The sequence below is a fragment of the Microvirga sp. CF3062 genome (assembly GCF_036314045.1).
Classification (GTDB): Bacteria; Pseudomonadota; Alphaproteobacteria; order Rhizobiales; family Beijerinckiaceae; genus Microvirga.
The window spans coordinates 466,668-486,475 of sequence record NZ_JAYGGN010000003.1 but is presented as its reverse complement, the minus strand read 5'-3'; the positions used below and the strand labels follow the sequence as shown (position 1 = coordinate 486,475).

Below are 19,808 nucleotides of genomic sequence, written 5' to 3'. Positions count from 1 at the left end.
GCAGTCTGAACCCTTTTGCCGCCGCGGATCACGCCCAAACAGCTGCCATCACACGTCGCTCGAAATCGCGTTTTCACACGACCTCGGTCAATTTAAGTCATTCAGCGCGACCGTAACAGGGTCCGCTCTCTGGTTGATTCCTGACGTTCGCTGATTCTGGCAATAAGGTTCGACCTGCGGGTGAAGCGATGCGATCGCGGAAGAAACTGCTCACTCAATTGAGCTTGCTTCCCATAGGCTTCCCAATCCGGTTTTCTGGGAAGCAGGATCAAACCTGATTGGCATCTAGGTGCCTGATAAGGCTTGGTGAGCGCGCTGGGACTCGAACCCAGGGCCCTCTGATTAAAAGCCAGAGCCCTGTTTCACTCATAGCCATTCCCTGCTTCTGCTAAAAATATTCCCTGTTAATGCTCAAACGAATGATAGGCTTAAGCTACTGGCAATTAGGCGAAATTCGCTCATTTCGCGGATCCTAGGCAATCAAATCACATGAGTTTCCCTCTATTTTCCCACCAAACAAGGAGCAGCACTGGAGACAGGTTCGCAGGTGACTGCCTCCACCGCCATATCGCCCTGCTAAATGCCTGATATGGGTGCAGAAATTTTCAAGCTCTCCGAGCTGGCCCCAACATCGCAGCACGGCTCCGCTTCTCCGTGTGTTGATATGAATCCTCAAATAAAAAGTCCGCTCACGGCCTTGATGCGGAAATTAAGTCTACTTCCACCCCGTGCCATTAGCTGACCTTACTTGGCTTCATACCGAATAGACCCTATGGCGCGACTGTCCGCATCCAGGAGGGTGCCGCAGGTGAAAACCCTAGGCGAGGCGAAGAATTCAGGTTCGGAGCGACACTTTGCTTCTGGCTGGCACCTCAGCGGGGAGTGCGCGACCGGCGGCCTTGCCAAGGTGCAAACAAAGCGGATGTAATAGTCAGCATTGGTCGGCAACGTCGGCGACCACCAAACCGCATAGAGACGGACCATGGCCCATCTATTCGCACTAGTCGGGCTTATTGGGATCCTGGCACTGACCGGGGGCCTGGCCTCCGCGCAGACGCCTCCCACACCAACAGAGCTCGCGGCCTACCGTGGGCTGCACGCGGCCGCTGCCAAAGGCAGCGTTGATCGTATCGGGCAACTTCTTCAACAAGGGGCCGATCCCAATGCCCGCGACACCAACGGCCGCACCCCGCTGCATGTGGCGGCATTCCAGGGCCATGGTTCGGTGGCTCAGGCCCTGATCGCCGCCTGATCGGACCCTAGCCTTCTCGACAACCAGCGCTATGACGCTGTGACGATTGCAGCCGTCCGGGATGACATGCCAACGCTAGAGGCCCTGCTCGCCTCCGGCGCCAGCGCCAAGCTGATCACCAGCATCTACGACGGCACGGCCCTGATTGCGGCAGCCCATCTCGGCCACGACGGCGTTGTTCGCGAGTTGATCCGAGGCGGAGCACCGCTCGACCATGTCAATAACCTGGGCTGGACCGCCTTGATCGAGGCGGTGATCCTCGGGGACGGCGGGTCCCGTCATACGGAAACCGTGCGCGCGCTCGTCGAAGCCGGCGCCAACCCCAAGATTGCTGATCGGAACGGCGTGACGCCCCTGGAGCATGCTACGGCGCGCGGCTATACCAGCATGGCCTCCATCCTGAGCCAGGCGGGCCGCTAGAGCCGCGTCCACTAACGTGGAACCATCTCTTTTGGGTTTGCCGCATTTTGGACGGCGAACCGGCTCCGCTTCGCCGGAGAATGCTCTAACGATCCGGGAACCTTTCTGAGCACCCCTCATCCAATGAGAACGCGCAGGCCAAAGCAGGCTTGGCGTGTCTACGGAGGATGCCATGAGGAATGCTGTCGCTACTCTCGCCTTGGTTGCCGCTTTCAGCCTGCCGGCCTTGGCAGCCGATCAGGTCGAAAAGGCCCCGCCGACAGGGGCCTACAAGAAGGTGAGCGAACTCGTGAAGCTGCCGGACTTCCTGCCGGGGCTCGGCCAGCTCTATGTCGACCCCAAGACCCTGCCGGCCGGCCCGTTCCTGGCCTACGACCGCGAAGGACGCCTTGTCAGCACGGTCTATATGCTGCCTGTCGAGGACCTCTCGAACAAGGACAAGCGCTTCGACGATCTCGCCGCCCCTGGTGGCAAGGTCGACCATGTCGACGTCTACTTCAACGCTGGGCATCCCGGGGTCGAGAAGCCCCATGCACACGTCGTGCTTTGGCATGTGCCCAAGGCCGACGAGACCCGGGTGGCGGCGAAGTGATGATTTCACGCAGATGTATCCTGCGGATCGGCGGGGGATTCCTCGCCGGTCTGGCATGGCCCCGGCACCCACGCGCCGCTGAGACGGTCGAGATCCGGATGCAGGGCAATACGGATGGCTCACATGTATGGTTCGATCCGGTCGGCCTTCGCGTCGAACCCGGACGGACGATCCGCTGGATCAACCTCGACCCCGGCAACTCCCACACGGTTACCGCCTACCATCCGAACAACTTCGAACGCCCCCTGCGCATCCCAGAAGGTGCACAGTCCTGGAACTCGGACTACCTGCTGCCGAACGAGTCATTTTCCATCACACTCACGGTGGAGGGTGTCTACGACTTCTTCTGCGTCCCCCATGAACATGCCGGAATGGTCGGGCGGATCGTTGTCGGTCGGCCAGGTCCGTCTTCAGCTAGCCGCTTGTCGGCACAAGCGGCGGGCGGGGAGCCCATCCCCGAGATTGCACTCCGGGCCTTCCCATCCGTCGATGAGATCATGCGGCAAGGCGTCGTCAGGCGCATATAGGGCCTGCCCTGACAGCGGCGGGAACCTTCCAGGCTCCCGCTCATCCAATGGTCAGCCACCGGGGCCTTGCAGATACCGATGAGGCCGACATGATCCGCGATTGCCTGACGAACCGATCCTGCGTGGCTATCCGGCTGCGGGACTGCTGTTGGCTCAACTGTTCTGGGGGCTCACTGTGGGTGTTGTGTTCCCGCCGATCCACCGCCGGCTCCATGCGGGTCTGGACAATCACTCGGTCTCCGGAACAGGGATCATTGGTCCGGAAGCGGCCGCCCGGACGCAGATGCTTCGGCCGCTCCCGTCACCCAGCCGCTTATCACCCTGAATGGACCTGCCCCTCGCGTCTCGTGAGCGGGAACCTTTGTTGAGATCACCCATCTAACGATGAGGGACAGGAGCTTGGCCATGCAAACGCTAGCGCTCGCGGCAATCGAATTGGATGCACTGGACGACAGAGCGCTTGTCGAACGAGCCCGGAATCGGGACGGGGCCGCGGTCGGGCTCATCATGCAGCGGCACAACCGCCACCTCTTCCATGTCGCCCGCAGCGTCCTGAGCGATGATGCCGAGGCGGAGGACGTCGTCCAAGAGACTTACGTGCGCGCCTTCACCCATCTCGACGGCTTTCGTGGCGAAGCACAGCTCTCAACCTGGCTGACGCGAATTGTGCTGAACGAGGCGCTGGGCCGTCTCCGACGGCGGCGCACCATGGTTGGCCTGAAGGACATTGATGCCATCGACAATCAGGGAGAGGCCCGTGTGATCTATCTGCCATCGGCCTGCCAGGACAGCGACCCGGAAGCTGCAACAGCCCGGGCCCAAGTGCGGCGTCTGCTCGAACACGCAGTGGATGAGCTTCCCGATTCCTTCCGCATGGTGTTCGTTCTTCGTGACATCGAGGAGATGAGCACTGAAGAGACCGCGTCTCATCTGGGCCTGCGCCCGGAGACGGTGAAGACAAGGCTTCACCGCGCCCGGCGCCTTCTACGGCAGTCGCTCGACAGGACCCTGTCCTCTGCCGTGAGTGACACCTTCCCGTGCGCCGGTGTTCGCTGCGCCCGGATCACGGAAGCTGTCCTGACGAGGCTTGGGATCGAGCCTCCCCCGGAGGAGTGATCATGTCCCAAAGTCCAATGTGGCTCAGAATAGGGAACAGGACGCCGACATGGACCTGACCCGATTGGTGGCCGATGCCATTCTCTCCGCAGCTGCCGACGCCGTGGTGGCAACAGACCGCGTCGGGATCATCCGGGTGTGTAACGCTGGCGCCGTGCGGATCTTCGGGCATCATGCCTACGAGGCGCTCGGGCAGTCGCTGGACCTCATCATCCCCGAGCGCCTCCGTGCACGTCACTGGGAGGGGTTTTGCCATGTCATGGCGATTGGCGCGAGCCACTACCCTCATGTCGGTGCGGGCATCCGCAAGGACGGGCGTTGGAGTTCACCACCGTGCCGCTCGCGGCTGAGTCATGAGCGACAGACCGAACGCGAGTGCGCTCATGATGTGATGCGATGATCGTGGGGATTGCTGCATTGATCAGTTCTCCACGAGCTTGTTGCGGATCGCGTAGCGGATCAGCGCCGCCGTCGTGTCGAGGTTGAGCTTGCGCAGGGCCAGGGCGCGATGCGTCTCGACCGTCTTGGTGCTGATGCTGAGGATGTCGGCGATCTGCTTGTTGGTCTTGCCTTCGGCGATCAGTTGCACAACGGCCTTCTCACGGGCGGTCAACACCGACTCGTGTGCGCATCCCTTCGCCAGATAGGTCTCGAGCAGGGTCTCGGAGACCTTGCCCGTGAAGAATGGCTTGTGAGCGACGAGGCTCTCCACCGCCGAGATCAGGAATTGCCTGGCATCCGACTTGAGCAGGAAACCGCGGGCGCCGGCCTCAAGGACGTCCCGCACCAGGCTGTCGGTGTCGTGCATGGTGAAGATGAGAACCTCGACGCCGGGCATCCGGCCCCGGATCTGGCGGGTCGCCTCGACCCCGTTCACCAGCGGCAGGCTGTAGTCGAGGACCACGATGTCGGGCCGGGTGGCCAGGGCCTGGTCGATGGCCTCCTTGCCATTTCGAGCCTCGCCGACCACTTCCCAGCCCTCATGCCCCTCCAGGATGGTGCGGACACCGGAGCGGACCACGTCGTGATCGTCGGCGATCAGGATGCGCGTCATCGCGTGCCTTCCTTCGGTGACCCGAGATGCCTGCGGCCGTTCCGGTGAGTCCGGATCACAAGGCAGGATACACCTCCTGGCAGCCAAGCTCACCTGAGCAAAACCCTGAAACATCAGGAGGCAGACCCTGAATCTTCAGGAGAGGGTCCTACCATCTGCCTCGGCGGGGGCTGACTGCCACGGCATTCGCAAGCGTCCGGCAGGTGGCGATGTCCGTCCGGCCCGTCGAATAGGGACCATCGCGAGGATGCTGGTGCCACTCCGGCCCGTCCGGATCCTCAGGCTGCCGCCGAACTGCTCCAGGCGGGCCCGCATGCCGGCCATACCGACACCCATCCTGATTGGCCTGTCCTGCCGGGCAGCGCCTGTGATCCCGTGCCCGTTGTCACGGATGCGGGCGACCAGCCGCCCTGACGTGATTCTGGCGTTGACGGATACAAGTGAAGCATCGGCGTGCCTGTGCACGTTGGTGAGGGCCTCCTGTACCACGCGCAGGATCGCCCGCTGGAGGTCCGGCGGCAACTCATCGACCTCTTCTGGAATCCGGATCCGGGCGATAAGCCCCGTACGCCCGGCGAAGCCCTCGGCAAAGTCCCGCAACGTGGCCTGGAGGCCATCCTTCTCCAGGTTCGGCGGATGCAGCAGATAGGTGAAGATGCGCAGTTCCCTCAGTGCCTCGGTGAGCAGGCCCTCGACCTCCGCCAGGACCTTCCGGCCCGCCGGGCTATGCCGAACCTCAGCCTCAAGTCCTGATAATCCGAGGTTTGCCGCCACGAGGTGCTGCGCCGTCGAATCGTGCAGCTCGCGGGCTATGCGTTGCCGCTCCTCCTCCTGGAGGGCGAGCAACTGGCCCGACAGTTCGTTGACCTGCTTCTTCGCGCCGGTGACCTGATCGGACAGCGTTCGGAGCGGCTGCTCGACCTGGCGGGTCGTGAACCAAGCGGCAATTCCTCCCGCGAGAAGCAGCAGGGATGCCGGTCCGGCCATTCCCCACAATGCAGCGGTGACGGGTGCATTGAGAACGGCCAGCGGCACCGTGACCACACTCGTCCAGTTCGTCGCGCCCGAACGGCGGTAGGCGACGAGCACCGGGATGCCACGGTCGTCGATGGCCTCGACGGCTCCCGTGATCGTGCTGTCCAACCCCACTTCGGCGAGATGACTGGCCAGGGCTGCGGGAACCGGCAGGTCGGACCCTTTGCGACCGTCCCTGTCGGCCACGATCGGCTGGAACTTGCGGTCGTAGAGACCCTTCATCCAGCCGGCCGGAAGTGTCTGGTCATCGAGGAGCGAGCCCAGCCGCGCCTCCGTCATGATGATCGAAAGATGGCCGTTCATCAGGCTGTCCGGACCATCAAGCCGGAGACTGAGGGCCACGACGATGCTGCCCTTCAGGGGAGCCATCATCCGGCCGGAGACGGCCCACCTCCGGTCCCGGATCCGCTCAAAGGCCTCGCGGTAGTTCTGGAAGTCGACATGCCGCGGGAGCGGCGCTCCGAACGGGCGCAAGGTGTTGGCGAGCTGCCGCTCAAGGTCGTTCAGGACCAACCAGGAGCCCTCCGGAACGGGGGTTGCCTTGAGCTGATCGTAGAAGGCCTTGGTGTCGCCTGAGAGCAGCGCCGGGGATTTCGACAGACCCTTCAGCAGGTAATTGACCGCGGCGACCTCCTGGTCGAACCCGAAGGAGAGCGCCTTGGCCGCCTCCTGAGCGCGGTGCTCGATTGCGTGCCGTTCCTCGGCCGCATGTGACAGCAACAGGGCCGCAGCGGCGAGGCACGCGGCAACGGTGATGACCATGAAGGCCAAGGCGATCCGCCGCCGCAATTGGGGCTGCATGCCCGAGAAGGATCGCGCAACCACCGGGACGGTGCCATGGCTCATGACGGCGGTCTCCGGCCGCAGGGGCAACGCAACGGGACCGGAGGCGCGACGGGAGCCTTCGGTCCGGTAACGTATGGTAAACCCTGAGGGCGTCGGCTGTCGACCTGTTATCAGATGGGCGCGCAGGCCGGCAGTCCTGCCTTGTCGCCAAACCAAACCAACGAAATCTGCAGGTGGCACAAATCAGGGTCTGCCTCCATCAGTTTCAGGGTGGACCCTAATAGCCCGATAACTGGCGGCTGGATGATACTGCAGGCATGCCAGGAGGGGAGCAACGCCCATGCCGCAGGCCACACTCCACCGTCGTCACAGCGACGGGCAAACAGACCATTCCGTCGCCGACATGATCCAGATCCCTGGCGGCACGTTCCGGATGGGGTCGGACAAACATTATCCGGAGGAAGCGCCGGTTCACCGGGTGACCGTCGACGGGTTCTGGATTGACCGGACGCCGGTCACCAACCGCCAGTTCCGCGACTTCGTCCGCGCCACCGGGCACGTCACCTTCGCCGAGAAACGGCCCGACCCGAAGGACTATCCCGGCGCCCTGCCCCACATGCTCTTTGCGGGCTCGCTCGTCTTCGCGCCGCCGGATCATCCGGTCGATCTCCGCAACTGGGGCCAATGGTGGACCCTGCTCAAGGGGGCCGACTGGCGCCACCCCCATGGCCCGAAGAGCAATATCCACGGCCTCGACAACCATCCCGTGGTGCACGTGGCGTACACGGACGCGCTCGCCTACGCCCATTGGGCCGGCAAGGACCTGCCGACCGAGGCCGAGTGGGAGTTCGCGGCCCGCGGCGGCCTCGACGGGGCGGAGTTCGCCTGGGGCGACGCGTTCACGCCGGGCGGACGCCAGATGGCGAACACCTGGCAGGGTGCCTTCCCGTTCCAGAACAAGTGTGAGGACGGCTACGAGCGCACCTCGCCCGTCACCGCTTTCCCGCCCAACGGCTACGGCCTCTCCGACATGATCGGCAATGTCTGGGAATGGACGAGCGACTTCTACGCCGCCAAGCACCCGGCCGATGCACCGAAAGCCTGCTGCATTCCCGAGAACCCGCGCGGCGGCCGGGAGGACCAGAGCCATGACCCGTGCCAGCCGCAAACGCCCATTCCGCGCCGGGTCCTGAAGGGCGGCTCGCATCTATGCGCGCCCAACTACTGCCGCCGCTACCGTCCGGCGGCGCGTCACCCGCAGCCGGTCGACACCTCGACGAGCCACGTCGGCTTCCGCTGCATCATCAGATCAGAGAGAGGAAGATCCCATGACCAGTGATCATGCGTCCTCACAAGCACCCAGCGGACGATTCCGCATCCGGCGCATGCGGGCCAAGGCTGCCCTGATCGGGGCCACGGCCCTGGTCTCCGCGACACTGGCCGTCCCGACCTTTGCCCAAGCCCCGGCTCAGAAGCCCAACATCGTGCTCATCGTCTCGGACGACACGGGCTTCGGCGACCTTGGACCTTACGGCGGCGGCGTGGGCCGCGGCATGCCCACGCCCAACATCGATCGGCTCTCCAACGAAGGCATGACCTTCTTCTCGTTCTATGCCCAGCCGAGTTGCACCCCGGGCCGGGCCGCGATGCAGACCGGGCGCATCCCGAACCGCAGCGGCATGACCACTGTGGCGTTCCAGGGCCAGGGCGGCGGCCTGCCGGCGGCCGAGTGGACCCTGGGCTCCGTGCTCAAGCAGGCCGGGTACCGGACCTTCTTCACCGGCAAGTGGCACCTAGGCGAGGCCGACTATTCGTTGCCCAATGCTCAGGGCTATGACGAGATGAAGTATTGCGGCCTCTATCACCTCAACGCCTACACCTATGCCGATCCCACCTGGTTCCCGGACATGGCTCCTGAGCTGCGGGAGATGTTCCAGCGGGTGACCAAGGGAGCCATGTCGGGCAATGCGGGCCAGACGCCACGCGAGGAGTTCAAGGTCAACGGCCAGTACGTCAACACGCCCGATAAGGGCATCATCGGCATCCCGTTCTTCGATGCGTACGTCGAGAAGGCCTCGCTCGACTACCTCGACCGGGCGGCGCAGTCGCGCGACCCGTTCTTCATGAGCATCAACTTCATGAAGGTGCACCAGCCCAACATGCCCGCGCCGGAGTACGAGCACAAGTCGCTGTCCAAGAGCAAGTACGCGGACTCGGTGGTGGAGCTCGATTCCCGCATCGGTCGGATCATGGACAAGATCCGGCAGGTCGGCGGCAACAACACACTTGTGATCTACACCACGGGCAACGGCGCCTGGCAGGACGTCTACCCGGATGCTGGCTTCACTCCCTTCCGGGGTACCAAGGGCACCGTTCGCGAGGGCGGCAACCGTGTGCCGGCGATGGCGTGGTGGCCTGGCAAGATCGCACCTAACACCAAGAACCACGAGATCCTCGGCGGTCTCGACCTGATGGCGACTTTTGCGTCCGCCGCCGGCACAAAGCTGCCCGAGAAGGACCGCGAGGGACAGCCAATCGTCTTCGACAGCTACGACATGTCGCCGGTGCTGTTCGGAACAGGCAAATCGCCGCGCACCTCCTGGTTCTACTTCACCGAGGATGAGCTAACCCCCGGGGCGGCGCGGGTCGGCAACTACAAGGCCGTGTTCAAACTGAGAGGTGACGACGGCGCCTCGACCGGGGGGCTGGCGGTCGACACCAACCTGGGATGGAAGGGAGCCAGCAAGTACGTCGCGACAGTGCCGCAGGTCTTCGACCTCTGGCAGGATCCGCAGGAGCGCTACGACCTCTTCATGAACAACTACACCGAGCGCACTTGGACGATGGTGACGATGAACGAGGCGATCAAGAACCTGATGAAGACCTACGTACAATACCCGCCACGCAAGCTCCAGAGCGAGGTCTACACCGGGCCCATCACGATCTCGGAGTACGAGCGCCTGCAAACCGTCCGCGAGATGCTCGCCAAGGAAGGCGTCAAGCTGGCGATGCCTACCGGCAACTGATGTGACTGGGGAGGACCGTGCCCAGCATGGCCCTCCCTGCAATACGACCCGAGCGGAGGAACGTCCGTTGGGGATTGGTTCGGCTCGACGCTCCCATGCCCGTCGCGTGCGGCACGGCAGGCCGTTCGCAAGTCGCAAGCAGGAGGATTGACCATGCAACGCATCATGCTTCTCGCCGCATTCGGCATGCTGATGACCACTGCGCCGGGACTGGCCCAAGATCGGGATCGCGGGCCAGTCCGGCGCAACGGCGAGATCATCATCCCTACGGAGCGAACCCTTGAGCGCGAGGCGGTGACGTCCCCGAAGAACGAATTCTCGACGGATGACGCGACTGCCACTCGGCAGATGGAGCAGCAGAACCGACGGATCGACCGTGAGGTCGAAAAAGGTATCTGCACGGATTGCTGAGCAACGTCATTCCGTTTTCAACCTCCGATACATCGTCAGAGAAGGATAACGATCGTGAGCACCGACAGCACACCTGAGAAAGACCGGAGGAACTCGCAAGCCGAACGTGGCCTGAGCCGTCGCGCCATGCTTCTCACGGGAGCGTCGACGCTCGCGGCCGCCGGCGTGCTTTCGGAGGGCCGGATCACGTCAGCACAGGCTCAAGCGCCTGCGCCATCGGGTGGTCGGCGGCCCAACATCCTCGTCATCTTCGGCGACGACATCGGATTGTGGAACGTCAGTGCCTACAACCGCGGCATGATGGGCTACCGCACGCCGAACATCGACCGCATCGCCAAGGAAGGTGCGATCTTCACCGACCATTATGCGCAGCAATCCTGCACCGCCGGGCGCGCCGCGTTCATCACCGGCCAGTCCTGCTTCCGCACCGGCCTGCTTAAGGTCGGCCTGCCCGGGGCCAAGGAAGGATTGTCCGAGAAAGACCCGACGCTTGCCGAGTTGCTCAAGCCGCAAGGCTACGCGACCGGCCAGTTCGGCAAGAATCATCTCGGCGACCGCAACGAGTTCCTGCCGACGGTGCACGGCTTCGACGAGTTCTTCGGCAACCTCTACCACCTCAACGCGGAGGAGGAGCCGGAGAACCCCGACTATCCGAAGGACCCGGCGTTCCGCGCCAGGTTCGGCCCTCGCGGGGTGCTGAAATGTAAGGCGAGCGACCGGGACGATCCCACGGAGGACCCGCGCTTCGGCCGCGTCGGCAGGCAGACAATCGAGGACACGGGCCCGCTCACGCGCAAGCGGATGGAGACGGTGGACGAGGAGTTCCTCGGCGCCACGCTGGACTTCATCGACCGGCAGCACAGGGCCAACACGCCGTTCTTCTGCTGGTTCAACGCGACGCGCATGCACATCTACACGCACCTCAAGCCGGAATCGAAGGGCAAGACGGGCCTTGGCATCGTGGCCGATGGCATGACCGAGTTCGACGGGATGGTCGGCCAGCTCCTCAAAAAGCTCGACGACCTCGGCATCGCCGAGAACACCATCGTGGTCTGGACGACCGACAACGGCGCCGAGGTGTTCTCATGGCCGGATGGCGGCACCACGCCGTTCAAGGGCGAGAAGAACACCAATTGGGAGGGTGGCTACCGCGTGCCGGCCGCGATGCGCTGGCCCGGCGTCATCAAGCCCGGGACCGAGGTCAACCACATCACCTCGCACGAGGATTTTGTGCCGACGCTCGTCGCCGCCGCGGGCGAACCGAACGTGACGGAGAAGCTGCTGGGCGGCTACCAGGCCGCGGGCAAGACCTTCAAGGTGCATCTGGACGGCTACGACCAGCGCGATGTGCTGGCCGGCACCGGGCCGGGCAAGCGGCAGGAATACTTCTACTGGACCGACGACGGCAACCTCGCCGGCTTGCGCTACGACCGTTGGAAGCTCGTTTTCCTGGAGCAGCGCGCCGAGGGCCTCAACGTGTGGCAGGACCCGCTGATCGCGCTGCGTTTCCCGAAGCTGATCGACATCCGCGCTGACCCCTTCGAGCGGGCGCAGTTCGATGCCGGTGACTATGCCAGATGGCGCGTCGAGCACGCCTTCGCGCTGGTCCCGGCACAGGCTTATGTGGCCCGGCACCTGCAAACCTACGTCGAGTATCCGCCGCGCCAGAGGCCGGGCAGCTTCGCTCTCGATCAGGTGCTGGCCAAGCTCCAGGAGGGCAGCGGCGGCAGGCAATAGGTTCACTGTCACATTCACTTGTTGGCCGCATGCGCTTCAGGCAGGTGCGACCAACACGTAACGCCGCTCCCGAGGACCCACGTTCTGAAGACCGGCCTGGACCGTCGGTCTAAGCATCCGCTTCCAAACACAACGATCACCATCGAAAGGAAATCCCAATGAGTCGTTCCTTCATCGTCGCGGCCGCTTTCATCGGATCGGTCACCGCCTCCCAGGCGCAGGTCGAGCTGTCGAAATACGCGGACGCCAATGGCTTCATCGATGTCCAGCAACTGACCTGCGCCCAGCTCGCCGGCACGTTCCAGGAAGACGCCAACTTCCTCGGGGCTTGGTACAGCGGCTGGTACAATGGCCTTGCGAAGAAGCACGCCATCAACTTGCCTCGCGCAAAGGAAGACCTTCACGAGGTGATCGTCTACTGCAAGGCCAACGGCGACAAAAAGATCATTCAGGCTATCGATGTCGTTCTCAAGGAAGAGAAGCAAAACAAGTAGGCAAGGCCGTCCCGCCGGCCCGGATCGGCGGGACGTTGAATCGTGAACGACTGAAACATGAGACGAATGAAATGCCTGTTCGCGGTGGGATCACCAGGAGGCGATCAATGACGACATTCCGTACCAACCTCGCCCGCACCGCAGCCTTCGTTCTGATCGCGGCATCCTGGGCGGCTCCCGGCCGCGCCCAGGAGCCGCTGCCGTCCTGGAACGACACGGCTCCCAGGAAAGCGATTGTGGCGTTCGTCGACCGCGTGACGAAGCAGGGCTCGCCCGACTTCGTGCCGCCCGCCGAACGCATCGCCACCTTCGACAACGACGGCACACTCTGGGCCGAGCAGCCGCTGTACTTCCAGCTTCTGTTCGCCATCGACCGCATCAAGGCGCTCGCGTCCCAGCACCCCGAATGGAAGGACAAGGAGCCCTACGCCTCTCTGCTCAAGGGCGACGTCAAGGCCGCCTTGGCGGGCGGCGAGCACGCGATCTTCGCCATCATGACCGCGACGCACGCGGGCATGACCACCGACGAGTTTGAGAAGATCGTCAGGGACTGGCTCGACACCGCCAGGCACCCCACGACCGGGCGGCCGTTCACGGAGATGGTCTACCAGCCGATGCTCGAGCTGCTCGGGTACCTGCGGTCCAACGGCTTCAAGACCTTCATCGCTTCGGGCGGCGGCGTGGAGTTCATGCGGGTTTTCGCCGAGAAGGTTTACGGCATTCCGCCCGAGCAGGTCATCGGCAGCTCGGGCACGCAGCAGTTCGAGATGCGCGACGGCAAGCCCGTGCTCGTCAAGCTGGCAATGGTGGACTTCGTCGACGACAAGGCCGACAAGCCCGTCGCCATCCAGAGGATCATCGGCCGCCGGCCGATTGCGGCCTTCGGCAACTCCGATGGCGACCTGCAAATGCTGCAATGGACCTGCAGCGCACCGGGTACCCGCTTTTGCCTTTACGTCCATCACACCGATGCCGGGCGCGAATGGGCCTACGACCGTCAATCGAGCCTCGGCCGCCTCGACAAGGGCCTCGACGCAGCGGCCGCCGGAGACTGGACCGTGGTCGACATGAAGCAGGAGTGGAAGACCATCTTTCCGGTCAGACCTTAGTTTTTGGAGATCGGGGAACGTCAGCCGAAAGGCCGCTGCGGCCCCGACGATCGCTAACCTTTGGCCCGCACGCAAGAACCATCGCCGCTGACTGAACGATGGGCAGACATCCCATCGCACCTTGAGGGGGGCCTGACGAGGAGAATCCGATGCGCTACACCGCTGTCCTGATGATCTTGGCCACTACCGCCCTGCCGATCCTCGCCGCGCCTGCTGAGGCTCAGAGCCGCCAGCGACAAGCCCGACAATCCCTCGGACAAGGCAGTCCCCTGGTCCTGCGGGTGACGCCCCGCAGTTACTTGGACCCGGGCAACGTTGTTCCGGTCGGCTCGATCAATCCGGGCTATTCCGGCTACGGGCAGACACAATCCTATCTGCTGAGCCCACCCTATGCTCCCAGCGGTGCGGGCTTCGGCGTTGGCACCCTGCCTGATCCGATCACCAACGGACCCTTCGTCGGGTCCCGCAACCCGTTCGGTCCGGTTGATTTCGTCACCCCGCCCGGTCTGGCGCGGTAAGCGGGTTGCTGCCGTTGATAGTTGCCTCGACCTCCGGCACAGCTTCGGCTGCTATGGGACGGGTGGCGGGGCCCTTGATCTCTGATCCAAAGGGGGAGCGATACGTTACCGTTCACGTTGGTTGCCGTCTGGCGTCATCGTCCAACTCGGCCTTCTCGCCGGAGGCACGAACGGCACGCTTGCCGCGGACCTGGGACCACCGCCTCCCACCCCGTGATCGAGGCCCCGGCTGTGCCTGGGTGGACGTACCGCGTCACGTCCTACGGCTGGCTGACGTCGTTGGACGGTACCCAGACCGTGCGCGGGCGCTCCGTGGAGGTCGATGCGAGCTTCATCGACATCGTCGAGAAGAGCGACACCCTCGTGGCCCTGATGGGCAACGTCGAGGCCCGCAACGGCCTATTCGCGCTCTATGGCGATCTGGTCTGGAGCAAGGTCGGGGTGGAGGGCGGCAATGTTCGGACCCGCACGCTGCGCCTAGCGTGACGGGAACGCTCGGCACGTCCCTCAATCTGGATGTCGAGATGGCCATCATCGAGGTCGGCGCCGCCTACGAAGTCGCGCGCTCGGGCCCGCTGGCGTTCGATGTCCTCGGAGGCGCCCGCTATTGGCATCAGGAGGCGGACCTCTCGTTCGACATCGCCGGTGCTGTCGACGTCAGTGACCTTGAAGCCGCGGGCGGCAGGGCCTTTGGTTGGGATGCCCGGCTCGATGAATGGCCTTGCACTGACCCGCGTGGCTCAGGAGTGGTGGCCGGAGATCGGAGTTGTTGTTGCATCAGGGCGGGCACGCCCGGACCCGACGGCATTTCGGGATCATGAGCAAGACAATGCGTGACCCGCGGACCAGCCGCAACGGTGACGCAGAGGGATGTTGCGGATCATTTCGCCCAACATGAACCTCTGCACTTTCGGTCGTTACACTCTGCTTGGACCATCCGATCCAGAACCGCTTCTCGCCGAGGCAGCATTCGCGCTGACGCCTCTGCTGATATCGCTGCTGCTCGCTTCACCCTTCAGCTCACGCTCGGCCTGGTACCAAAACTCTGCCTCATGGCCCTCACGATTGCCGTGTTGCTCCCAGAGTTCGTAGGCGCGCTGTCTTACCCGATCCTGTGTTTCATCGGCATGCGGTTCCATATCATTGTCCTTCCTATGGTTTCCTACGGAAGGATGCGGCCGGAACGATGACTTATTGAGGGCAGGCAGGAAGTATTACTAAATATATTAAAGTATTTTTAGATATCATCCTCATTGGAAACATGTATGATGCATAGACAAGTCTTCTTCATAAATTTGCATTTGTCGAGCAGTTGCTAACGTTAGGCGGCATCTGTCTTGGATTTTCCAAATAATGTGCGCCAGCGCCGCGGCTTCGTGCTCCAGACACGTATGGCTGGCGGCAGAAGGCAGCTTTTGTCTGGCAACCTGCCTTTCCTACTGATCGGACCAATGATGAAATCGGCACGAATTCTCCTTGCAGTTGCTCTCCTCAGCGTGCTCGGTGTCACGCACGCGATGGCCGACTGCCAGATCGCAGACGCCAAACTCGAAGAAGCCATCCTTCAAAAGCCCGAACTTCGTGGCAAGGCTAATCGCCAGACGGTTCGTGACCTGCGCAACTTGCGCGATGCCGCGATCACGCTCTGGTCCTATGGGCGTCATGACGATTGCGAGCGTCTCTTGGGCAACATCCGCGAACTCCTATCCGGCCCCCCAATGGATTCCTTGGGCGGCAACGATGAGGAAGAGGCCGAAAAGCAGATCGGTGCGCGAGAGCCGAAGGTCCAACGGGGCGCCGTTCAAGGTCGTCGTGCTGACAAGGACGCTAAGCCGCTCATCCACATTGACGAGCTTGCTCCCGGCCTGCGGGCGGACCAGATCATCGGCTCCGAGGTGCGAAGTGCCGACGATAAGATCGTAGGAGAGGTCAGGAACGTCGTGTTCGGCACCAAAGACCGCCGCGACTATGCAATTGTTGCATCAGGAGGGTTCTTTACCCCTGGCAAGGACAGCATCGTCGTCCCGATCCGCTCCCTCAAGGTCTCACAGGATCGCGACAGCTTCTTCCTTCCCATGGCTGAGGCGCAGGTGAAGACTATCCCGCACATGCCTGATCAGGATTACAAGTGGCTGTCGGATGACGCATGGCGCAGCCGGAACGACGCTCTCTTTGCCGGTCGCCCGTAACCGAGTACAGGCTTGCGCCCACGCTCCAGTGCTATGAGCACTTGCCCCTGCGGCTCTCAGTCCTCACGAAGCAGGGCCCGGATCAGCTCAAGCAGTCTTTCGGGTCGAACGGGCTTTCCGACAAAATACGCGCCCTCCGGTAAGTCCGCGGGTGCCGGGGCAACGCGCCCTGATGCAATCACAACACCAATATCATGCCGATCCTCCCGAACTCTGCGGGCCAGCTCGAAGCCATTGATGCTCCCGCGTGGCATTTCCACGTCCGTTACGATCACCTGGACGTCGGGAGCGACCGCGAGAATATGGAGCGCCTCGTCTGCGTGAGCCGCCTCCATGACCTTGAAGCCAGCATCATCGAGCACGTCAACCAGCATCATGCGGACAAGAGCTTCGTCCTCGACAACAAGAATGAGCGTGCGAATGTCAGGTTTCTTCTCAAGCATGTCCAATGGAATGGCGATCAATCCTCTTCGTTCCTAATGTCGCGGTTATATTCGGCGCGTGCGACGCACGGCTTCAATCCGGTTCACCACCTGCTGCGCCATCTGGACTGTGTTCTGGCGCCTAATGCGACGCCTCCGGGAACGAGATCGTTACCGTCAATCCTGCATCACTGCGCACGTCCATCTCACCCCGGATCTGCTTGATGAGAGACCGAACAAGGCCGTAGCCGAGCGATCCTTCCCGCAGGCTCGACATTCCGATCCCATCGTCCTGGACGATCAGTTCAATCCATCTTGGCTGGCTGCGGCGCGCCTGGATGAGGATCGTCCCTGATCGGGGTTCCGGGAACGCATATTTAACAGCGTTGGTAATGAGTTCGGTGAGCACAATGCCAAGCGGAACCGCAGTGTCCGCGTCCACCAAGATCCCATCCTCCATCTTTATCTCAAGTCGGATGCGATCATCGTTTTCCGTGATCGGCCTTAGCGCTTGGCACAGGTCTGCCACGTACACAGAAATGTCGACGCGTTGTGCCTTTTCCGACTTGCTCAAAAGATCGTGCACCCGCGCCATGGCGTTGAGACGATCCTGAGCCTCTTCGAACAGGGCCCTGACGGCCGGGTCCGGCTGCCGCCGCCCTTGGATGGCGAGGAGGGATGCCGCAATAGCAAGGCTGTTCTTGGCACGGTGGTTGACCTCGACCAGCAGCATCTCCCGCTCGGTGACCAGAGCCGATAGCCTGGCGTTGGCGGCTTCCAGCTCCCGAGTGCGGGCCGCCACGCGGGCCTCCAGTTCAGAAGCAAGAGCCCGAAGGTCCTCCTCGGCGTCGTAGCGTCGGGTGATGTCGAGGTAGGAGAGAAAATGATTGGTAACTGTGCCCTGCCCGTCGTCGACCGGGCTGGCGAACAGCATCGCCCGAAACGGAGCGCCGTCCTTGCAGTACTGAAGGATTTCCAGCGTTTCGTCCCGCCCGTCGGTGATTGCGGCCTCATAACGCCGTATGGCTTCAGGGTCGGTGCCTTCGCCATTCATGAAGTGAGGGTCTTGTCCGAGCAACTCATCCATGCTGTAGCCCGACAACTCGACGAACGCTTGGTTGGCAAAAACAATCGGGTTGCCAGGCAGGGTGGCGTCGGTCACGAGCATCGGCATGCGGGTCCGGCGAACGGCCTCGACGAAGAGGCCACCTTGCTGCCGTACGGCTTCGATGTGCCGTTCGGCGACGGTCCGCTCGGGGGTATCAACCTTGTTCTCCTCGAACTCGTTCATGGCCAATCCCGTATGATGTGAATGCAATGAGGGGACTTGAGGTGTTCGGCCGACATACCGGCTCAGCTCACTTCCGCTGACTGCGCAGTGGCAGCGTCGCAGGTGCAAATAAAAAGCCGCTCCCATGCGGGAGCGGCCTCAATGCCTCAGTGCGGATAAGCCTGCACCGAAGAGACTGGCTTTATGCCATCTCGATGTTGTTGACGGCGACCTTGCCGGAGCGGCGGTCTTCCGCCGTATCAAAGGCAACCTTCTGGCCTTCGACGAGGCCGCGCATGCCGGCGCGCTCCAGAGCGGTGGCATGGACGAACACGTCCTTGCTGCCATTGCTCGGCTGGATGAAGCCGAAGCCTTTTTGATCGTTGTAGAATTTTACGGTGCCCGTGTTCATGGGAGTATCCTTAGGCTTTGCGTGAGTGCACGTGAGCTTAAGGTCGCGCAACAGTGCGGCCCTATGCTCGGGTTCGTCGATGTTTGGGGAGAGTGTCTGAACGTGCGCCTGGCATCCCAAGGCGAAACGGCCCGATTGTTCGGCCAAAGTCGATAAATTGGATATGGGGTTCCCATGCCGGATTGCAAGGTTGGATGGGAAATATACCCTCTACAGAACCTGTGGCGGGCCCGGGCCTTCTCAATGGCCGCCATCGGCATTGGCATGTCGGCTGATGAGCGCCTGAGCTCATCTAAGGCAATTCGCATGGAATCGGCTGGCAGCGCCGTCCCAGAACGATTGGCACGGTTGACCGCGTAGAAGCCATGGATCGTCCCGATCCCGGGCACACGCAACGTCGATCACCTGAACGAAAATTTGGGGGCGCTCAACGTCGAACTGACACCTGAAGATCTGCGGGAGGTCGAAATCGCAGCACAAAGTGCTGCGATGATGCAGAACCAGGTCGGAACTTGCCCGTTCTCCTTGAGAGCGTCGAAAGACGCCCTGTTCAAAGGAGGAAGACATGCTGAGGACGCAGCTTGCAGCGGGCCTTGCCGCAGCCGCCCTGTTGGCCGGATCGGCCCTGGCCCAGACGACGGCCCCCACACAGCCTGCCGGGCCCGGCCAAGTCATGACGCAGATGCCACCAAACCTCATGCGCGGCTCGCAGCTGATGGGCACCGACGTATATGGGGCTGACAACCAGAAGATCGGCGACATCGACGAGGTTCTGGTGGACCGCCAGGGCAAGATCCACGGCCTCGTCGTGGGTGTCGGCGGCTTCCTGGGCATCGGCCGGAAGGATGTGGCCATCCCGTTCGATGAGGTGCAGTGGATGTCGAACCAGGAGGTTCAGGCTTCCGCCAACACGGGCCAGCGTAGCACGAATACGGCCGATACGACTGTGCCGAGCACTGCTACCGGCGGAGCGGGCCAGCCGGCCACTACCGGCAGCACGGCCGCAGGCACCGCCGGCTCTCCCGGAGCAGCCGGAACCTTGGGCGGCGCAGGAACAGGTGGCGCGACAGCTGGAGCAGGAACAACAGGGGCTGGAGGCGACCCCAACACCCCTGCCCGCGCCATGGTAAAAATGACCAAGGCCGATCTGCAGAACGCACCAGAGTTCCGCTACAACACGGATGCCAGCCGGGCTGGCGCAGCCGGCAATACTAACCCGCCCCCACAGAGCGTGAACACTCCCGGCAACACTCCGCCGAACACGCCGCGGCAGTAGATCTGGAGATTGTCTGAACAGGCGGGATCGCCGATGCCGGCGATCCCGCACAACAACGGTCCGGCTTAAGGAGACGAAGGGCAGGTTGAGGAGCCCCATGCCGTCGCTTGAGCACAGAAGCCTTTCAGTGGATTGATGAAGGCGCGGCCGGTGCCTCTCCGT

At 62.8% G+C, this 19,808-nt stretch carries 23 protein-coding genes and 1 pseudogene; 18 read left to right on the top strand and 6 right to left on the bottom strand.

Annotated features, from left to right (window positions below):
* Positions 1-982: 982 nt before the first annotated feature.
* From VB618_RS08380 to VB618_RS08355, 6 genes are all read left to right on the top strand, one after another.
* The gene (locus VB618_RS08380) at positions 983-1,252 is read left to right on the top strand and encodes an ankyrin repeat domain-containing protein (RefSeq protein WP_329796142.1); all 270 of its coding nucleotides are present in this window, start codon (positions 983-985) and stop codon (positions 1,250-1,252) included.
* Positions 1,253-1,291: 39 nt separating this feature from the next.
* A complete protein-coding gene (locus VB618_RS08375) occupies positions 1,292-1,672 on the top strand; it encodes an ankyrin repeat domain-containing protein (RefSeq protein ID WP_442931711.1) in 381 nt (126 codons plus the stop codon).
* 172 nt (positions 1,673-1,844) lie between these two features.
* On the top strand, positions 1,845-2,264 hold the full coding sequence (locus VB618_RS08370; protein WP_329796140.1) for a DUF5602 domain-containing protein: 420 nt from the start codon (positions 1,845-1,847) through the stop codon (positions 2,262-2,264).
* Positions 2,264-2,791, top strand: a complete 528-nt coding sequence (locus tag VB618_RS08365; protein WP_329796139.1) for a plastocyanin/azurin family copper-binding protein — start codon at positions 2,264-2,266, stop codon at positions 2,789-2,791. Before VB618_RS08370 ends, VB618_RS08365 begins: the two co-directional genes overlap by 1 nt.
* 405 nt (positions 2,792-3,196) lie before the next feature.
* The gene (locus VB618_RS08360) at positions 3,197-3,907 is read left to right on the top strand and encodes an RNA polymerase sigma factor (RefSeq protein ID WP_329796138.1); all 711 of its coding nucleotides are present in this window, start codon (positions 3,197-3,199) and stop codon (positions 3,905-3,907) included.
* A gap of 49 nt (positions 3,908-3,956) precedes the next feature.
* Complete coding sequence (locus VB618_RS08355; RefSeq protein WP_442931709.1) at positions 3,957-4,307, top strand: PAS domain S-box protein; 351 nt, start codon at positions 3,957-3,959, stop codon at positions 4,305-4,307.
* 21 nt (positions 4,308-4,328) lie between these two features.
* Here VB618_RS08355 and VB618_RS08350 read toward each other — a convergent pair whose 3' ends face one another.
* Together VB618_RS08350 and VB618_RS08345 are read right to left on the bottom strand one after the other, a co-directional pair.
* Complete coding sequence (locus tag VB618_RS08350; protein WP_329796137.1) at positions 4,329-4,961, bottom strand: response regulator transcription factor; 633 nt, start codon at positions 4,959-4,961, stop codon at positions 4,329-4,331.
* A gap of 135 nt (positions 4,962-5,096) precedes the next feature.
* Entirely contained in the window at positions 5,097-6,842 is a 1,746-nt protein-coding gene (locus VB618_RS08345; RefSeq protein WP_329796136.1) for a sensor histidine kinase, read from the bottom strand.
* 343 nt (positions 6,843-7,185) lie between these two features.
* On the opposite strand from VB618_RS08345, the gene VB618_RS08340 reads away from it, so the two are divergent.
* From VB618_RS08340 to VB618_RS08300, 9 genes are all read left to right on the top strand, one after another.
* On the top strand, positions 7,186-8,121 hold the full coding sequence (locus VB618_RS08340) for a formylglycine-generating enzyme family protein (protein WP_329796164.1): 936 nt from the start codon (positions 7,186-7,188) through the stop codon (positions 8,119-8,121).
* Complete coding sequence (locus VB618_RS08335) at positions 8,111-9,808, top strand: arylsulfatase (RefSeq protein WP_329796135.1); 1,698 nt, start codon at positions 8,111-8,113, stop codon at positions 9,806-9,808. Before VB618_RS08340 ends, VB618_RS08335 begins: the two co-directional genes overlap by 11 nt.
* A 153-nt stretch (positions 9,809-9,961) precedes the next feature.
* Positions 9,962-10,219: a hypothetical protein gene (locus VB618_RS08330; protein WP_329796134.1), complete on the top strand. Its 258-nt coding sequence runs from the start codon at positions 9,962-9,964 to the stop codon at positions 10,217-10,219.
* Between the two features lie 126 nt (positions 10,220-10,345).
* Positions 10,346-11,956, top strand: coding sequence for an arylsulfatase (locus VB618_RS08325; RefSeq protein WP_329796163.1), 1,611 nt, complete (start codon positions 10,346-10,348; stop codon positions 11,954-11,956).
* A 158-nt stretch (positions 11,957-12,114) separates the two neighbouring features.
* Positions 12,115-12,450, top strand: a complete 336-nt coding sequence (locus tag VB618_RS08320; protein ID WP_329796133.1) for an HdeA/HdeB family chaperone — start codon at positions 12,115-12,117, stop codon at positions 12,448-12,450.
* A gap of 107 nt (positions 12,451-12,557) precedes the next feature.
* Positions 12,558-13,559 (top strand): HAD family hydrolase, encoded by a 1,002-nt coding sequence (locus tag VB618_RS08315; protein ID WP_329796132.1) that lies wholly within the window; start codon positions 12,558-12,560, stop codon positions 13,557-13,559.
* 149 nt (positions 13,560-13,708) lie between these two features.
* Positions 13,709-14,077, top strand: coding sequence for a hypothetical protein (locus VB618_RS08310; RefSeq protein ID WP_329796131.1), 369 nt, complete (start codon positions 13,709-13,711; stop codon positions 14,075-14,077).
* Between the two features lie 231 nt (positions 14,078-14,308).
* Positions 14,309-14,563 carry a hypothetical protein gene (locus VB618_RS08305; protein WP_329796130.1) on the top strand — a complete coding sequence of 85 codons (255 nt, stop codon included), beginning with the start codon at positions 14,309-14,311 and terminating at the stop codon, positions 14,561-14,563.
* Positions 14,560-14,898, top strand: coding sequence for a hypothetical protein (locus VB618_RS08300; protein ID WP_329796129.1), 339 nt, complete (start codon positions 14,560-14,562; stop codon positions 14,896-14,898). Before VB618_RS08305 ends, VB618_RS08300 begins: the two co-directional genes overlap by 4 nt.
* A 96-nt stretch (positions 14,899-14,994) precedes the next feature.
* On the opposite strand, the gene VB618_RS08295 is transcribed toward VB618_RS08300, so the two are convergent.
* Complete coding sequence (locus VB618_RS08295; protein ID WP_329796128.1) at positions 14,995-15,216, bottom strand: DUF2934 domain-containing protein; 222 nt, start codon at positions 15,214-15,216, stop codon at positions 14,995-14,997.
* 315 nt (positions 15,217-15,531) lie between these two features.
* Between VB618_RS08295 and VB618_RS08290 the strand changes: the two genes are divergently transcribed.
* The gene (locus VB618_RS08290; protein ID WP_329796162.1) at positions 15,532-16,266 is read left to right on the top strand and encodes a PRC-barrel domain-containing protein; all 735 of its coding nucleotides are present in this window, start codon (positions 15,532-15,534) and stop codon (positions 16,264-16,266) included.
* A gap of 56 nt (positions 16,267-16,322) precedes the next feature.
* Here VB618_RS08290 and VB618_RS08285 read toward each other — a convergent pair whose 3' ends face one another.
* The 3 genes from VB618_RS08285 to VB618_RS08275 all read right to left on the bottom strand — a co-directional run bounded on the left by VB618_RS08285 (position 16,323) and on the right by VB618_RS08275 (position 18,370).
* Positions 16,323-16,730: a response regulator gene (locus VB618_RS08285; RefSeq protein ID WP_329796127.1), complete on the bottom strand. Its 408-nt coding sequence runs from the start codon at positions 16,728-16,730 to the stop codon at positions 16,323-16,325.
* A gap of 100 nt (positions 16,731-16,830) precedes the next feature.
* Entirely contained in the window at positions 16,831-17,979 is a 1,149-nt protein-coding gene (locus VB618_RS08280; protein WP_329796126.1) for a sensor histidine kinase, read from the bottom strand.
* A 181-nt stretch (positions 17,980-18,160) separates the two neighbouring features.
* Positions 18,161-18,370 carry a cold-shock protein gene (locus tag VB618_RS08275; protein ID WP_329796125.1) on the bottom strand — a complete coding sequence of 70 codons (210 nt, stop codon included), beginning with the start codon at positions 18,368-18,370 and terminating at the stop codon, positions 18,161-18,163.
* 360 nt (positions 18,371-18,730) lie between these two features.
* Between VB618_RS08275 and VB618_RS19790 the strand changes: the two are divergent.
* Together VB618_RS19790 and VB618_RS08265 are read left to right on the top strand one after the other, a co-directional pair.
* Positions 18,731-18,832, top strand: a pseudogene (locus tag VB618_RS19790) (aldo/keto reductase); the annotation flags it as partial.
* A gap of 103 nt (positions 18,833-18,935) precedes the next feature.
* Positions 18,936-19,646 carry a PRC-barrel domain-containing protein gene (locus VB618_RS08265; protein ID WP_329796124.1) on the top strand — a complete coding sequence of 237 codons (711 nt, stop codon included), beginning with the start codon at positions 18,936-18,938 and terminating at the stop codon, positions 19,644-19,646.
* The last annotated feature ends 162 nt before the right edge of the window (positions 19,647-19,808 follow it).

Excerpts from the sequence above, each read along its gene's own strand:
- VB618_RS08290 (WP_329796162.1), top strand. The coding sequence starts at position 15,532 with ATGAAATCGGCACGAATTCTCCTTGCAGTTGCTCTCCTCAGCGTGCTC.
- VB618_RS08275 (WP_329796125.1), bottom strand. The coding sequence starts at position 18,370 with ATGAACACGGGCACCGTAAAATTCTACAACGATCAAAAAGGCTTCGGC.
- VB618_RS08345 (WP_329796136.1), bottom strand. The coding sequence starts at position 6,842 with ATGAGCCATGGCACCGTCCCGGTGGTTGCGCGATCCTTCTCGGGCATG.
- VB618_RS08370 (WP_329796140.1), top strand. The coding sequence starts at position 1,845 with ATGAGGAATGCTGTCGCTACTCTCGCCTTGGTTGCCGCTTTCAGCCTG.
- VB618_RS08380 (WP_329796142.1), top strand. The coding sequence starts at position 983 with ATGGCCCATCTATTCGCACTAGTCGGGCTTATTGGGATCCTGGCACTG.
- VB618_RS08330 (WP_329796134.1), top strand. The coding sequence starts at position 9,962 with ATGCAACGCATCATGCTTCTCGCCGCATTCGGCATGCTGATGACCACT.
- VB618_RS08265 (WP_329796124.1), top strand. The coding sequence starts at position 18,936 with ATGCTGAGGACGCAGCTTGCAGCGGGCCTTGCCGCAGCCGCCCTGTTG.
- VB618_RS08320 (WP_329796133.1), top strand. The coding sequence starts at position 12,115 with ATGAGTCGTTCCTTCATCGTCGCGGCCGCTTTCATCGGATCGGTCACC.
- VB618_RS08335 (WP_329796135.1), top strand. The coding sequence starts at position 8,111 with ATGACCAGTGATCATGCGTCCTCACAAGCACCCAGCGGACGATTCCGC.
- VB618_RS08350 (WP_329796137.1), bottom strand. The coding sequence starts at position 4,961 with ATGACGCGCATCCTGATCGCCGACGATCACGACGTGGTCCGCTCCGGT.
- VB618_RS08340 (WP_329796164.1), top strand. The coding sequence starts at position 7,186 with ATGATCCAGATCCCTGGCGGCACGTTCCGGATGGGGTCGGACAAACAT.
- VB618_RS08355 (WP_442931709.1), top strand. The coding sequence starts at position 3,957 with ATGGACCTGACCCGATTGGTGGCCGATGCCATTCTCTCCGCAGCTGCC.
- VB618_RS08295 (WP_329796128.1), bottom strand. The coding sequence starts at position 15,216 with ATGGAACCGCATGCCGATGAAACACAGGATCGGGTAAGACAGCGCGCC.
- VB618_RS08315 (WP_329796132.1), top strand. The coding sequence starts at position 12,558 with ATGACGACATTCCGTACCAACCTCGCCCGCACCGCAGCCTTCGTTCTG.
- VB618_RS08325 (WP_329796163.1), top strand. The coding sequence starts at position 10,346 with ATGCTTCTCACGGGAGCGTCGACGCTCGCGGCCGCCGGCGTGCTTTCG.
- VB618_RS08310 (WP_329796131.1), top strand. The coding sequence starts at position 13,709 with ATGCGCTACACCGCTGTCCTGATGATCTTGGCCACTACCGCCCTGCCG.
- VB618_RS08365 (WP_329796139.1), top strand. The coding sequence starts at position 2,264 with ATGATTTCACGCAGATGTATCCTGCGGATCGGCGGGGGATTCCTCGCC.
- VB618_RS08280 (WP_329796126.1), bottom strand. The coding sequence starts at position 17,979 with ATGAACGAGTTCGAGGAGAACAAGGTTGATACCCCCGAGCGGACCGTC.
- VB618_RS08360 (WP_329796138.1), top strand. The coding sequence starts at position 3,197 with ATGCAAACGCTAGCGCTCGCGGCAATCGAATTGGATGCACTGGACGAC.